Below are 13,807 nucleotides of genomic sequence, written 5' to 3' on the forward strand. Positions count from 1 at the left end.
GCTAGGCGGTGTGCACCACGTGGAAGGCCTCGGCGAGGCGGCCCTCGGGCAGGCGGTGCCGGACGGCGGTCTGCCGCATCCAGCCGGTGACGAACTCCCGCAGCTGGCCCTCCGGCTGGTGCGCGACCTGGGTGACGTGCGACTCCAGCGCGGCGAACTTCCGCTCGACCACGTCGGTGACGTCCACCGCGTGGTCGGCGCGCGGGCTGGCGCCCAGCCACACCTCCGCCACCGTCCAGGCGTCCAGCCCCTCGTCGGCGAGCAGCTCGGGGAAGGCGAAGGGGTTGCGGGCGTCGGGGTAGACCGCGCGCAGCGTGGACTCGCCGACCGTCATGTGGTCGGGGTGGCTGGCGCCGATCCGGTCGTACATCCGCTCCGGCGAGGAGGTCAGCACCCGCTGCGGGCGGACCTGCCGGATCACCCGGCTGATGTCGCGGCGCAGGTCCAGGGTCAGCTCGAGCCGGCCGTCCGGGTAGCCGAGGAACCGCACGTCGGTGACCCCCACGGCGGCGGCCGCGGCGCGCTGCTCGGCCTGCCGGAGCACGGGCATCTGCTCCCGGGGGGTGTCGTCGAACCCGCCCGCGTCGCCGTCGGTGACGATCAGGTAGGTCACCTCGGTGCCGGCCGCTGTCCAGGTGGCGACCGTGCCGGCGCTGCCGAAGTCGACGTCGTCGGGGTGGGCGAGCACGCACAGGGCGCGCTCGACGTTCTCGGCGGGGGGACGCTGCGGGGAGCTCACGAGGGGAGTGAAGCAGCCCGGGCAGCCCGGTGTTCCCCGGAGGAGCGCCCCCGGTGGCGCAGGGCTCAGAGCCGTCCGCGGCCCTGCCGGAGCAGCATCATGCCCAGCGCCGCGCCGTCGGTGCCCAGCGCCTCCTGGAAGCGGGCCAGCACCTGCTGCTCGCGGGCCAGCGACAACCGGGTGCCCCCGGTGGAGCGGCGCAGGGCGCCGATCTCCTGCGAGATGGCCAGCCGCTGCTGCACCAGCCGGATGATCTCGGCGTCGCAGGCGTCGATGTCGCCGCGCAGCTCGGTGATGCGGGCTGCGGCGTGGGTGGCCTCGATGGCGGTGGTCATGGGGTTCCTCCTGGGGTGGAGGGCCGTCGGACCCCGGAGACGAATGAACCCCGGGCTCCTGGGCCCGGGGTTCGTCTGTCAGTGGCTAGCGCTGAGGGACGGCAACCGGTACCCGGTGGCCGTAGTAAAACTCGCGCGCGCTCAGCACGGGGCGGAGTCTGCCACACCTCGCGGCCCCGGGGGAGTGTCGGTGCCGGCGCCTAAGCTCGGGGGCGACATGAGCAGCCCGCAGATCTCCCTCCCCGGAACCGCCGCCCTGCCCCGCCAGACGTCCGGCCAGGTCGGCCGGGAGCTGGAGCGGATGCTCGCCGGGCTCAACGGCCCGCAGCGCGACGCGGTGGTCCACGAGGGCGGTCCGCTGCTCATCGTGGCCGGCGCCGGGTCGGGCAAGACCCGGGTGCTCACCCACCGCATCGCCTACCTGCTCGGCGCCCGCGGTGCGCACCCCGGCGAGATCATGGCGATCACCTTCACCAACAAGGCCGCCGGGGAGATGAAGGAGCGGGTGGCCCAGCTGGTCGGCCCGCGGGCCCGGGCCATGTGGGTGTCGACGTTCCACTCCATGTGCGTGCGCATCCTGCGTGCCGAGGCCGCCAAGCTCGGCATGAAGAGCTCGTTCACCATCTACGACCAGGGCGACTCGGTCCGGCTGATGACGATGGTGGCCCGCGACCTGGACCTCGACGCCAAGCGCTACCCCGGCCGCAGCCTGGCCGCGCAGATCTCGAACCTGAAGAACGAGCTGGTCGACGAGGAGTCGTTCAACCCGCAGACCGCGCCGGAGAAGGTGCTGCGCGAGGTCTACGCGCTGTACCAGCGGCGGCTGCGCGAGGCCCACGCGATGGACTTCGACGACCTGATCATGACCACGGTCAACCTGCTGCAGGCCTTCCCCGACGTCGCCGAGCACTACCGGCGGCGGTTCCGGCACGTGCTGGTCGACGAGTACCAGGACACCAACCACGCGCAGTACGCCCTGGTCCGCGAGCTGGTGGGCTTCCCGGGCGGGCCCGTGCCGCCGGCCGAGCTGTGCGTCGTCGGCGACGCCGACCAGTCCATCTACGCCTTCCGCGGCGCCACGATCCGCAACATCGACGAGTTCGAGCGCGACTACCCCGAGGCCACCACCATCGTGCTGGAGCAGAACTACCGCTCCACCCAGCGCATCCTGCGCGCGGCCAACCAGGTGATCGCCCGCAACACCGCCCGCCGGCCGAAGAACCTGTGGTCCGACGCCGGCGACGGCGAGCTCATCGAGGGCTACGTCGGGGAGAACGAGCACGACGAGGCCGCCTGGGTCGCCGAGCAGATCGACAAGCTGGTCGACGACGGCCTGGCCAGGCCCAAGGACATCGCGGTCTTCTACCGCACCAACAACGCCTCCCGCGTCTTCGAGGAGGTGTTCATCCGGGTCGGCATGCCCTACAAGGTCGTCGGCGGGGTGCGCTTCTACGAGCGCAAGGAGGTCCGCGACGCACTGGCCTACCTCAAGGTGGTCAGCAACCCCACCGACGTGGTCAGCCTGCGCCGGGTGCTCAACACGCCCAAGCGCGGCATCGGCGACCGCGCCGAGGCCTGCGTGGAGACCCTCGCCGACCGGGAGCGGATCGCCTTCGCCACCGCGCTGCGCCGGGCCGAGGAGGCACCGGGGCTGGCCACCCGGTCGCTGAAGAACATCCAGGAGTTCGTGTCCCTGCTCGAGGAGTTCGAGCACCTGCTGGCCACCGGCTCGGGCCCCAGTGCGCTGCTGGAGTCGATCCTGGAGCGCAGCGGCCTGCTCTCGGAGCTCGAGGCCTCCACCGACCCGCAGGACGAGGGCCGGGTGGACAACCTGCACGAGCTGGTCAGCGTCGCCGCCGAGTTCGAGGCGGTGAACCCCGAGGGCAGCGTCACCGACTTCCTGGAGCAGGTGTCCCTGGTCGCCGACGCCGACCAGATCCCGGTCAGCGGCGACGACGCCGGCGTGGTCACGATGATGACGCTGCACACCGCCAAGGGCCTGGAGTTCCCGGTGGTCTTCCTGACCGCCCTCGAGGACGGCGTCTTCCCGCACCTGCGCGCCCTGGGCGACAGCAAGGAGCTCGAGGAGGAGCGCCGGCTGGCCTACGTCGGCATCACCCGGGCCCGGGAGCGGCTGTTCCTGTCCCGGGCGACGGTGCGCACCTCCTGGGGGCAGCCGGCCTACAACCCGCCGTCCCGCTTCCTCGACGAGCTGCCCGACGACGCCGTGCACTGGACCGGCGTGGACCCCAAGCCGACGGCGTCCTACGGCTCGGCGCAGCGCCGGGTGGCCGCCACCGGGCTGTCCACCGGTGGGCTGCGCGGCGGGGTCGGCAACCGGCAGGTCATCAGCGTCGACGTGGGCGACCGGGTCAGCCACGACGCCTTCGGCCTCGGCACGGTCGTCGAGGTCAACGGGGTGGGCGACAAGGCGCAGGCCACCGTCGACTTCGGCTCCGGCGGCACCAAGCGCCTGGTCCTCCGCTACGCCCCGGTCGTCAAGCTGTAGTCGCTGCGATGGCCAGGCGTGATCACGGGGTCGTCGCCGGCGGACGCGCAGACCTCGGCACGCCGGACGGCACCAACCCCATGATCACCGGGGTGGCGGTGGGCCTCAGGCGCCGGGGACGGTGATCCCGCGGTCGTCGAGCCAGACCTCGGGGTCGGTGGGGCGGCCGGTCATGGAGCCGACGTGGATCTCGAAGTGCAGGTGCGGACCGGTGGACTGGCCCTCGCTGCCGACCTTGGCGATCAGGTCGCCGGCGGAGACGACGTCCCCGGCCTCGACGTAGAGGTAGCGCATGTGGCCGTAGATCTCGACGTTGCCGTCGGCGTCCTGGATGTAGATGGCGTTGCCGTAGCCGGTGGCCGGGCCCGCGCGCAGCACGACGCCGTCGGCGGCGGCCACGATCGGGGTGCCCAGGGGGGCGGCGAGGTCGATGCCCCAGTGCATCTGGCCCCAGCGCTGGCAGAAGCAGGTCGTCATGACGCCGTCGGTGGGCAGCACGAAGCTGGGTTCGCGGGCGGCGCGGGAGGCGGCCAGGTCGTCCAGGCGGGCCTGGGCCTCGGCGGCGGTGATCTCGCGGCGGGCATCGGCGTCGTCCATGCCGCCGGAGAAGTTGGACTCGGTGGCCGACAGGCCGTAGTCCCCGGCGACCACGTCGGTCGGCGCCCCGGTCCCGGTGCTGCCCAGGACGGCGGCGAGCAGGCCGCCGACGGTGAGCGCGGCGAGCAGCAGGCCACCACGCCGGCGCGGCGGGCTGGGCAGGCGGTGACGTCCGCGCCGGTCCGGGGCGGGGCCGCTGCTGAGCACCTCGACCCGGCCGGTGGGCGGGGCCAGCGCGTCGTCGGCGGGCAGCCGCGGCGCGGGCAGGGACGGCACGTCCTCGAGCGCGGACAGGTCCAGGGCGGGGGCCTCGAGGACCGACCGGTCCCGTACCGGACGGCCGGGCCGCGGGGGTCCGACCACGTCGCGGGAGCGGGACAAGGGGTACCGCCTTCCGGTTCGCCAGAGGAGTGACGAGCGCCGGCAGGATGCCGACCGCGTGACCGGAATGTGACCACGGGTGACCGCGAGGGTCGGGGAGGCGGTCCGGCGTGTCGCTGAGTCGACTTCTGCTCACCGACGGTGAGGCGAGGAGCTCCTGCTCAGGCGACGGCGATGTGGTCGGCGTCCGTGCCGGCCCGGTGGCCGGCGAGCACGGCGGCGACCTCGTCGACCACGCCGCGGTGGATCGGCAGCGACATGTGGCCCACGCCGTGCACCGCGACGTTGCGCGCCTGCAGGTCGGGGTGGTCGCACCGGCCGGAGGACACCGGCAGGACAAGCTGGTCCAGGTCGCTCCACACCGCGGTCACCGGGACGTCGAGGCCGGGCGCCGGGCGGCCGAGCTCGGCCATCAGGTCCGACCCCGGCCGCAGCTGGCGGATCAGCGGCGTGGGGCCCGCGTGCGCCCAGATCGTGCCGCCGTGCGGCGACCCCAGGGTGGTCAGGGAGGCGAACCGCTCGCTGCCGCCGCACTGCAGCAGCCACCGGGCGACGATGCCGCCCAGGCTGTGGCCGACCACGTGCACGCGGTCGTGGCCGCTGTCCTCGCAGACGCGCGCCAGGTGCTGCTCGAGCTGGCGGGCGGCCACCCGCACGTCCTGCACCAGCGGGCTGTAGTTCCAGGTGCTCACGCTGGTGAACCCGCGCCGGCGCAGCGCGCGCGACATCACCGTGAAGACCGACCGGTTGTCGACCATGCCGTGGACCAGCACGACCGGGACGCGCGCGGCCAGCGGGTCGCCGGCGAAGAGGGCGCGGACCGCGGGCGGCTGCCACTCCGGACGGATGCGGTCGTCGACCACCGGGGTCTCGGGGCGGGTGCCCAGCGGCCACAGCAGGGCGTGCGCGCTCAGCCAGGCCAGCTCGGTCAGCCCGCCGGCCAGCATCGAGGGGGTGCACAGCCCGCGCACGGTCCGCGCTGCGCGGGCCACGCCGGACGCGCCGCTCGCCACGACGGCGGGGGTGCCGTGCCACGCTGGGGCGGACGCGGACGTCGTCACCGGCACCTCCTGGGTCGGGTCGGACCACAGGAGGCTGCGGTCGAGCTGTGGCGGGGCTCACGAATTCCTGCCCCGTTCACGGCACGGTAATGCCCCCGTGTGCCCGACGTCACACATGGGCACGAGACGACACGATCACGATGCGGTCACGGCCGCCCGCCGGTCGCACCCCGAGGAGGACTCCCGTGGCCACCCGCAGGACCGGAGACCCGCAGCGCCGCCCCGGCGGCGCCGCGACCCCCGCTGCCCGCCGGACCCCGTCGGCACGGCGGACCGCCGACGGCCGGGGCGGGCAGGGCGCACCCACCGCCCGGGGCGGACGGCGCGCACCCGCCGCCCGGGGCGCGCAGGCGCCTACGGCCGGCGACGGCCTGGTGGTCGGCACCGTGCCGGCCACCGCCCGGCTGGCCGGCGGGCTGCTCGCGCTGGCCGGCCTGGTCGGTGCCGTGGCGGTCTTCCCCACCTACCTCGACGTCGACGGCCGGCAGCTGTCGCTGGCGACCGGCCCGCTGGACGTGCTGGTCGCGCTGCTCACCCCGCTCGTGGCGCTGGCGGTGGGCGTGCTCACCGCGGCCGGGCGGGTGCCGCGCTTCGGGCTGGCCTACGCCGGGGCCGCGGGCGCGCTGGCGGTCGGCCGGCTGCTCATCGAGCTGTACCAGGGCCTGGCGTCGACCACCCGGCCCGGCGTCGAGGTGCTGGCCGGCGACCTGGTCGTCACCTCGACGGTGGCGACCGGGCCGGGGTGGACGCTGGGCGTGGTCGCCCTGGGCCTGACCGTGCTCGCCGGGGCGGTCGCCGTCGTGGCGTTCGGGCGGACGGTCATGGAGGACGCCGGTCGGCTCGACCCGCTGCGCCCCGCCCTGGCCGGGGCCGGGGTGCTGCTCGGCGCGGTCACCGTGCTCTGCCTGGCCCTGCCGGCCGCCGACGTCACCGACCAGCTGGTCACCGACCCGGCCACCGGCCTGGTGACCGTGGTGGCCACCGAGGGACCGCGGGCCCTGCTGGAGCGACCCGGGGTGGCGCTGCTGGGCGGGCTGCTGCTGGCCGCCGCGCTGCTGCTGGCCGCGGTCGTGTCGGCGTCCCTGCGGCCGCGGCTCGCCGCCGTCGGCGGGCTGCTCGCGGTGGGCGTCGCCGTCCTGCAGGCGGGCCTGTCCGGGCTCCGCGACGCGCTGCACTCCCCGGACCTGGACTGGACGCTGCCCGGGACGGGCCTGCTGCTGCTGGGCCTGGCCAGCACCGGCCTGGCGCTGCTGGCCTGGCGCTGGCAGCCGGGGGAGGGCGCCCCCGCCGCCGGGCCGCACGGGCTCGACGACGAGGACGCCCCGCTCAGCCGGTGACCGGCAGCTGCAGCTCCCCGGCCACACCCGGGCCGGTCCGCACACCCACCGGCTGCGGCAGCGTCGACCCCCGGTAGGCCAGGTCGCCACCGGCGAGCACGACGGCGAGGGAGTGCCCGGCCTCGAACCGGTGCACGATGCCCGGCAGCTGCACGGTGACCGGCCGGGTCACGTCGGCCACCCGGACCGGGCTGACCAGCCGGTGCGGCAGCTCGACGGCGCCGTCCGGGCCGACGTCGTAGAGCTTGGCGACCAGCACCAGCTGGCCGCCGGGCCCGAGCCGCTGGGTGCCGGCGACGACCGGGGCGTCCAGGGTCACCGTCAGCTGCGGCGAGCCCACGACGTCGACCGGTGCGGTCAGCGGGGGCGAGGTGAACCGCACGGCCGTCCCCGGCGGGTCGGTGACCGGAGCGGTCTGGTCCAGGAAGGAGGTCTCGGTGTAGTTCGGGCCCACCGGCGCCACCGAGCTCCAGGACGCCGACCCGGGGACGACGGCGGCCGGGTCGGGGACCAGGTCGCCGCTGCCGGACAGGTACAGCGACTGCGGGGTGCCGACGGGGTAGGCGTCGGCGTGCGCGTAGGCGGCCGCCACGTCGCCGGTCCGCTCGTGCACCCAGTCGCGGTAGTAGGAGAAGCCGAGCTCGGGTGCCGGGCCGGTGCCGCGCAGGTGGTGGTCGAACCAGGCGAGCACCTGGCGGCCCTGCACGGAGTCCTCCGGGTGGCGCATGTCCAGCTCGCCGGGCTGCGGGGTCAGGTCGCTGTGCCCCCAGGACTGCCAGACCAGCGCGGTCGGCGTCCCCTGGTCGCGCAGTGCCGTGTAGGTGGCCACCGACTCCTGCAGGTCGAACAGGGTGTCGGCCTGACCCTGGGCGAGCAGGGTCGGCACCCGGACGTCGGACACGTAGGAGGCCACCGACCGCTCCCGCAGGAAGGCGATCGACGCCGCGCTGGGGTAGCCGGTGGTGGCCACCTCCCGCAGCGCGGTGCAGACCCGGGCGTCGAAGTTCGCGCAGTTGCCGGTGGCCAGGTCGGCCAGCTGCGCCGGGTCGGTGACCGCCGGGAGGTCCTGCAGGCCGTTCGCCACGCCGAGGACGGTGAACAGCGCCATCCACTGGTACTTCGGCACGCCGGTGCCGGGGGAGGTCACCGACGTGGGGGTGGCGCCGCCGTTCTCCGGCGCCAGGGCGTAGGCGAGGTCGTTCCAGGTGATGAGGGGCACGACGACGTCCAGCCGGTCGGTGCCCGCGGCGTGCTCCACCGCGGCCGTGGCGAACTGCACCTGGCCGCCGTAGGAGCCGCCGATCATCCCGGCGGCCGGGTCGAACGGGGTGCCGGTGGCGTCGTCCTGGCGCACCACCTGGTCCACGACGACCGGCGCGCCGGTGGCGTCGTCCACCGCCCGCACGGACGGGTCGCCGCCCAGGAAGCGCAGCAGCTGGCTGGCCGCGGCGCCGTCGTGCTCGCGGTCGTCGAGGGTGATCGGGCACAGGTCGCCGTCGACGAACCCGAGCCCGGTGTAGGCGAGGGTCACGTAGCCCTGCTCGCCGAGGCCCTGGGCGATGTCGGCCTGGTCGGCCTTGGTGCCGCCGAAGCCGTTGGTGGTCAGCACCGCGGCCGCCCGGTGGTCGGCGTCGACCCCGGCGGGCACGTACAGGTCGGCGTCGACCTGGCAGGTGCGGCCCTCGGGGCCCAGGCCCGTCACGGTGATGGTCAGGTCCCGCGGCACGATCTCCACCGGGACGCCCGCACCGGCGGGGGCGGTGACGGCGCCGGTCCCCAGCAGGGCGGCGGTGAGCAGGACGGTGGTTCCTCGGCGCACGCTGCGCTCCTCGTCGACGGTGACGGGTGTGCGGGCGCTGTGATGCGCCCCATAGAGGGCAACGAGGGTTCGGCGCAGGGGTTGCGGTGGCGTTACGGTCCCTGTTCGTGGATCTCTTCGAGTACCAGGCCCGTGACATGTTCGCAGCGCACGGCGTGCCCGTGCTCCCCGGCGGCGTCGCCGAGACCCCTGAGCAGGCCGAGGCCATCGCCCGCGACATCGCGGGCCAGGTCGTCGTCAAGGCCCAGGTCAAGGTCGGCGGCCGGGGCAAGGCCGGGGGCGTCAAGCTCGCCGACACCCCGGAGGAGGCGAAGGCCCGCGCCACCGACATCCTCGGTCTGCACATCAAGGGCCACGTCACCCGCAAGGTGATGGTCGCCCAGGCCAGCGACATCGCCGAGGAGTACTACTTCTCCTACCTGCTCGACCGCTCCAACCGCACCTTCCTGGCAATGGCCAGCGTCGAGGGCGGCATGGAGATCGAGGAGATCGCGGTCAGCAAGCCCGAGGCGCTGGCCCGCATCCCCGTCGACGCGACCGTCGGCGTCGACCGGGCCAAGGCCGAGGAGATCGTCGACGCGGCGAAGTTCCCCGCCGAGGTGCGCGACCAGGTCGTGGAGATCGCCATCAAGCTCTGGGAGGTCTTCTCCGCGGAGGACGCCACCCTGGTCGAGGTCAACCCGCTGGCCAAGGCCCCCGACGGCACCGTGCTGGCGCTGGACGGCAAGGTCACCCTCGACGAGAACGCCGCGTTCCGGCAGGCCGGCCACGACGCCCTCGAGGACGTCGCCGCCGCCGACCCGCTCGAGGCCGCCGCCAAGGAGAAGCACCTCAACTACGTCAAGCTGGACGGCGAGGTCGGCATCATCGGCAACGGCGCCGGCCTGGTCATGAGCACCCTGGACGTCGTGGCCTACGCCGGCGAGGAGTTCGGCGGGGTGCGCCCGGCCAACTTCCTGGACATCGGCGGCGGCGCCTCGGCGCAGGTCATGGCCGACGGCCTGGGCATCATCCTGTCCGACCCGGCCGTGAAGAGCGTCTTCGTCAACGTCTTCGGCGGCATCACCGCCTGCGACGCGGTCGCCGACGGCATCGTCTCGGCGCTGTCCATCCTCGGCGACGAGGCGACCAAGCCCCTCGTCGTCCGCCTGGACGGCAACAACGTCGACGAGGGCCGCCGCATCCTCGCCGAGGCCGCCCACCCGCTGGTGACCGTGGTCGACACCATGGACGGCGCCGCCCGCCGGGCCGCCGAGCTCGCCGCCGCCTGACCCCGACCTGCTGACCCCGAAGGACACCAGAACATGAGCATCTTCCTCACCGAGAACAGCAAGGTCATCGTCCAGGGCATCACCGGGTCGGAGGGCCGCAAGCACACCCAGCGCATGCTGGCCTCCGGCACCGCCGTCGTCGGCGGCGTGAACCCCTCCAAGGCCGGCCAGACCGTCGACTTCGACGGCACCAGCGTGCCGGTGTTCGGCTCCGTCGCCGAGGCGATGAAGGAGACCGGGGCCGACGTCACCGTCGTCTTCGTGCCCCCGAAGTTCGCCAAGGGCGCCGTCGTGGAGGCCGTCGACGCCGGGATCAACCTCTGCGTGGTCATCACCGAGGGCATCCCGGTCAAGGACTCCACCGAGTTCTGGGCCTACGCCCAGGGCAAGACCACCCGGATCATCGGCCCCAACTGCCCGGGCCTGATCAGCCCCGGGCGCTCCAACGCCGGCATCATCCCCGCCGACATCACCCAGGCCGGCAAGATCGGGCTGGTCTCGAAGTCCGGCACGCTGACCTACCAGATGATGTACGAGCTGCGCGACATCGGTTTCTCCACCGCCATCGGCATCGGCGGCGACCCGGTCATCGGCACCACGCACATCGACGCGCTGCAGGCCTTCCAGGACGACCCGGAGACCGAGGCCATCGTGATGATCGGCGAGATCGGCGGCGACGCCGAGGAGCGGGCCGCGGAGTTCATCAAGGAGCACGTGACCAAGCCGGTCGTCGGCTACGTCGCCGGCTTCACCGCGCCCGAGGGCAAGACCATGGGCCACGCCGGCGCCATCGTGTCCGGCTCCGCCGGCACCGCGCAGGCCAAGAAGGAGGCCCTCGAGGCCGCCGGCGTCAAGGTCGGCAAGACCCCCTCGGAGACCGCGCGCCTCATGCGGGAGATCGTCGGCGCCTGATCCGCGACCCCCGGCGCACCGCCCGACGGCGGGGCACCCCTCCTCCGGGGTGCCCCGCCGTCTCGCGGTTGCGGGGAGTGTCGGGCGTGGGCACGATCCGTCGCGGAGCTGACATCCTGATCACGTCCACACCGGAACCAGGCAGGGGAGAAGTCGAGCGATGACGAGCAGCGGACCCGACCAGACCGGGGGTCCCGGGCAGGGTCAGCCCGGCTACGGTCAGCAGCCCGGCTACGGCCAGTCCCAGGGTGGCTACGGGCAGCCGGGCCAGTCCGGTCAGCCCGGCTACGGCCAGCAGCCGCCCTCCGGGCAGCAGCCCGGCTACGGGCAGCAGCCCCCCTACGGCCAGCAGGGCCAGCAGCCTGGCCAGCCCGGCTACGGCCAGCCCCCCTACGGGCAGCAGCAGGGCGGCTACGGGCAGCAGGGCTACGGGCAGCAGGGCTACGGGCAGCAGCCCGGTCAGGGTCAGTCCTACGGCCAGCCCGGCTACGGCCAGGGCGGTCCGGGCGGCCACGGCGGGACCGGCGGCGGCGGGCTGGACCTCAAGAAGCTCAAGCTCGGGGACTACGTCGTCGCCGGCTCGGCGGTGCTGTACCTGCTCTTCTCGCTGCTGCCGTGGTTCAGCGGCGACTTCGGGTTCGGCTACAGCTACAGCATCAACGGCTTCGAGTCCGGCCTGATCGTCTTCTCCTTCATCCTGCTGCTCGCCGCGGCCGTGTGGGCGCTGCTGCCGGCCGTCACCGACCTCAAGCTCGGCTTCCCGCGCAGCTTCGTCACCGTCGGCCTCACCGCGCTGGCGTTCCTGCTGACGCTCATCGAGTGGATCCAGACCTTCTCCGCCGGCTTCAGCTTCTTCGCGTTGCTGACCTTCCTGGTGTCGGCGGCCGCCCTGGCCTTCGCGGTGCTCGGCCTGCTGCCGGAGCTGAAGAACAAGCCCGCCCTGCCCGGCGGGGTGGCCAACGCCGCCTCGTGGGCCAACCAGCCCGCGCCCCAGTTCGGCCAGGGCGGCCCCGGCCACGGCGGTCCGTCGGGTCAGGGCCAGGGTCAGGGTCAGGGCCAGGGTCAGGGCCAGGGCCAGGGTTACGGCCAGGGCTACGGCTCCCCGCAGGGCCCGTCGGGCTACGGCTCGCAGCAGGGCTACGGCGCCCCCCAGGGGCAGGCGCCCGGCCAGCAGCAGGGCCAGGCCGGCGGGTGGGGCGCGCCCCAGCAGTCGGGGCAGCCGGGGACCCCGTCCTCGGGCGGCTACGGCCAGCCGTCGAGCTACGGCCAGGGCGGTGCCGGTCAGAGCGGTGTGGGTCAGAATGGTGCGGGCCAGGGCGGTGCGGGCCAGAGCGGCTGGGGGCAGTCGACCCCGTCGACCGGTTCCACCGCCTCCTCGGCCGGCTGGAGCTCGACCCCGGGCGGGGGCCAGCCGCCGGCCCCGCCGACCTACGCGGCGCCCACCACCCCGCCGCCGCCCCCGGCGACCGACGCGGACCGCGACCGCGGCTCCGACGGCGACGGCGACCGGCCCGCTGGGTCCTGACCCGGCGCTCCCCGCGCAGCAGCACCCCGAGACCCGCTCCGGCACCCGCCGGGGCGGGTCTCGGCGTTCCCCGGCGGGTGCGGCGCGGACCGGCGGTCCCGGCTTGGGAGAGTGGGGGCGTGCGCCAGCTCCTGACCCGGTCCCCGCTCCGCGGAGCCGCCAGCCGGCTGCCCGCCCCCGCCCTCGCCGCGGCGGCGACCGCCGCCCTCACCCTGGTCGGCCTGCTGGTGCTGACCCTCGCCCTCGTCGTCGTCGGCGCCCTGGACCCCGACGGCGGCCTGTCCACCGGCGGTGACCTGGCGCTCGCCGTCCGGCTGTGGCTGCTGGCCCACGGGGCGTCGCTGCAGCTGGCCGGCGGCCCGGTCGCGCTGGCCCCCCTCGTGCTGACCGCGGTGGCGGCGTGGGGGTGCTCGCAGGCCGCGCGCTCGGTCGTCGTGCACCGCGACCTCGACGGGCGCCGGCCGGTCGGTCTGGTCGTGGCGGCCGCGACCGGCACCCACCTCGTGCTCACCCTGCTGCTCGCCCTAGCCGTCGACACCCCCGCGGCCGGCGTCGGCCTCGGCCGGCTCGCGGTCGGCGCGGTGCTGCTGCCGCTGCTGGCCTCCGCCTGGGGGGCCGGGCGGGAGTCGGGCGCGGCGGGGGACCTGCTGGACCGGTTCCCCGGCCCCGGCCGGGCGGTGGCGCGCGGCGTGCTCGCCGGCACCCTCACCGCGCTCGCCCTCGCGCTCGCCGTGGTCGCCGTCGCGCTGGTCAGCGACGTGGCCGGGGTGGCTGCGCTGGCCACCAGCCTGGGCGGGGCGAGCGCCGGCGCGGTCGGGCTGGTGGGGCTGTCCGCCCTGCTGCTGCCCAACGCCGCGGCCGCCGTCCTCGGGCTGGCCGCCGGCCCCGGGTTCGCCGTCGGCGCCGGCACCCTGGTCTCCACCGGCGGGGTGACCCTGGGCGCGGTGCCCGCGCTCCCGCTGCTGGCCGCGCTGCCCGACACGCAGGCCGTGCCGCTGCTGGCCTTCCTGTCCCAGGCCCTGCCCGCGCTGGCCGGGCTGGTCGCCGGCACCGCCACCGCGCGGCGGCTGGGGGACGGCGACGGCGGTTCGGTCACCGCCGCCCTGTGGGGCGTGGTCACCGGGGTCGGCGTCGGCGTGGCCGCCGGGGTGCTGGCACTCGTCGGCGGGGGGTCGCTCGGCACGGCCGGGCTGGCCGAGGTCGGCGCGCCGGCCCTGGCGACCGGCCTGGCCACCGGCGCGCAGGCCGGGCTGGCCGCAGCGGTGGCGGCCGCGGTCACCCGCTGGCGGCGCTGACCCGCGGTCGGGGCCGCCGAGTAGCC

Annotated in this window: 11 protein-coding genes; 6 read left to right on the forward strand and 5 right to left on the reverse strand. The window is 75.0% G+C overall.

The genetic code is table 11. The features are described from left to right. Position 1: 1 nt before the first annotated feature. Both BLT39_RS08200 and BLT39_RS08205 read right to left on the reverse strand, forming a co-directional pair. Positions 2-739 (reverse strand): PIG-L deacetylase family protein, encoded by a 738-nt coding sequence (locus tag BLT39_RS08200; protein ID WP_091061488.1) that lies wholly within the window; start codon positions 737-739, stop codon positions 2-4. A gap of 65 nt (positions 740-804) precedes the next feature. Further along, positions 805-1,074, reverse strand: a complete 270-nt coding sequence (locus BLT39_RS08205; protein WP_091061490.1) for a chorismate mutase — start codon at positions 1,072-1,074, stop codon at positions 805-807. Between the two features lie 217 nt (positions 1,075-1,291). On the opposite strand from BLT39_RS08205, the gene pcrA reads away from it, so the two are divergent. Further along, complete coding sequence (gene pcrA, locus BLT39_RS08210; protein ID WP_091061491.1) at positions 1,292-3,583, forward strand: DNA helicase PcrA; 2,292 nt, start codon at positions 1,292-1,294, stop codon at positions 3,581-3,583. A gap of 105 nt (positions 3,584-3,688) precedes the next feature. On the opposite strand, the gene BLT39_RS08215 is transcribed toward pcrA, so the two are convergent. Both BLT39_RS08215 and BLT39_RS08220 read right to left on the reverse strand, forming a co-directional pair. Continuing rightward, positions 3,689-4,543 (reverse strand): M23 family metallopeptidase, encoded by an 855-nt coding sequence (locus BLT39_RS08215; RefSeq protein ID WP_242658248.1) that lies wholly within the window; start codon positions 4,541-4,543, stop codon positions 3,689-3,691. A 179-nt stretch (positions 4,544-4,722) separates the two neighbouring features. Beyond that, on the reverse strand, positions 4,723-5,622 hold the full coding sequence (locus tag BLT39_RS08220) for an esterase/lipase family protein (RefSeq protein ID WP_242658249.1): 900 nt from the start codon (positions 5,620-5,622) through the stop codon (positions 4,723-4,725). A gap of 185 nt (positions 5,623-5,807) precedes the next feature. Between BLT39_RS08220 and BLT39_RS08225 the strand changes: the two genes are divergently transcribed. Then, entirely contained in the window at positions 5,808-6,959 is a 1,152-nt protein-coding gene (locus BLT39_RS08225; protein WP_242658250.1) for a hypothetical protein, read from the forward strand. Here BLT39_RS08225 and BLT39_RS08230 read toward each other — a convergent pair. Then, positions 6,949-8,778 (reverse strand): CocE/NonD family hydrolase, encoded by a 1,830-nt coding sequence (locus tag BLT39_RS08230; protein WP_091061495.1) that lies wholly within the window; start codon positions 8,776-8,778, stop codon positions 6,949-6,951. The genes BLT39_RS08225 and BLT39_RS08230 overlap by 11 nt on opposite strands. A gap of 107 nt (positions 8,779-8,885) precedes the next feature. On the opposite strand from BLT39_RS08230, the gene sucC reads away from it, so the two are divergent. The 4 genes from sucC to BLT39_RS08250 all read left to right on the forward strand — a co-directional run bounded on the left by sucC (position 8,886) and on the right by BLT39_RS08250 (position 13,781). Beyond that, positions 8,886-10,049: an ADP-forming succinate--CoA ligase subunit beta gene (gene sucC, locus BLT39_RS08235; protein ID WP_091061497.1), complete on the forward strand. Its 1,164-nt coding sequence runs from the start codon at positions 8,886-8,888 to the stop codon at positions 10,047-10,049. 33 nt (positions 10,050-10,082) lie between these two features. After that, positions 10,083-10,961: a succinate--CoA ligase subunit alpha gene (gene sucD / locus BLT39_RS08240; protein ID WP_091061500.1), complete on the forward strand. Its 879-nt coding sequence runs from the start codon at positions 10,083-10,085 to the stop codon at positions 10,959-10,961. A gap of 160 nt (positions 10,962-11,121) precedes the next feature. Continuing rightward, positions 11,122-12,486 carry a hypothetical protein gene (locus BLT39_RS22705; RefSeq protein ID WP_207507703.1) on the forward strand — a complete coding sequence of 455 codons (1,365 nt, stop codon included), beginning with the start codon at positions 11,122-11,124 and terminating at the stop codon, positions 12,484-12,486. Positions 12,487-12,605: 119 nt separating this feature from the next. After that, the gene (locus BLT39_RS08250; protein WP_091061502.1) at positions 12,606-13,781 is read left to right on the forward strand and encodes a cell division protein PerM; all 1,176 of its coding nucleotides are present in this window, start codon (positions 12,606-12,608) and stop codon (positions 13,779-13,781) included. The last annotated feature ends 26 nt before the right edge of the window (positions 13,782-13,807 follow it).

The organism is Klenkia brasiliensis, assembly GCF_900100695.1.
In the GTDB taxonomy this organism is placed as follows: domain Bacteria; phylum Actinomycetota; class Actinomycetes; order Mycobacteriales; family Geodermatophilaceae; genus Klenkia; species Klenkia brasiliensis.

Coding starts and splice junctions, on each gene's coding strand:
- BLT39_RS08205 (WP_091061490.1), bottom strand. CDS start 1,074: ATGACCACCGCCATCGAGGCCACCCACGCCGCAGCCCGCATCACCGAG.
- pcrA (WP_091061491.1), top strand. CDS start 1,292: ATGAGCAGCCCGCAGATCTCCCTCCCCGGAACCGCCGCCCTGCCCCGC.
- sucD (WP_091061500.1), top strand. CDS start 10,083: ATGAGCATCTTCCTCACCGAGAACAGCAAGGTCATCGTCCAGGGCATC.
- BLT39_RS22705 (WP_207507703.1), top strand. CDS start 11,122: ATGACGAGCAGCGGACCCGACCAGACCGGGGGTCCCGGGCAGGGTCAG.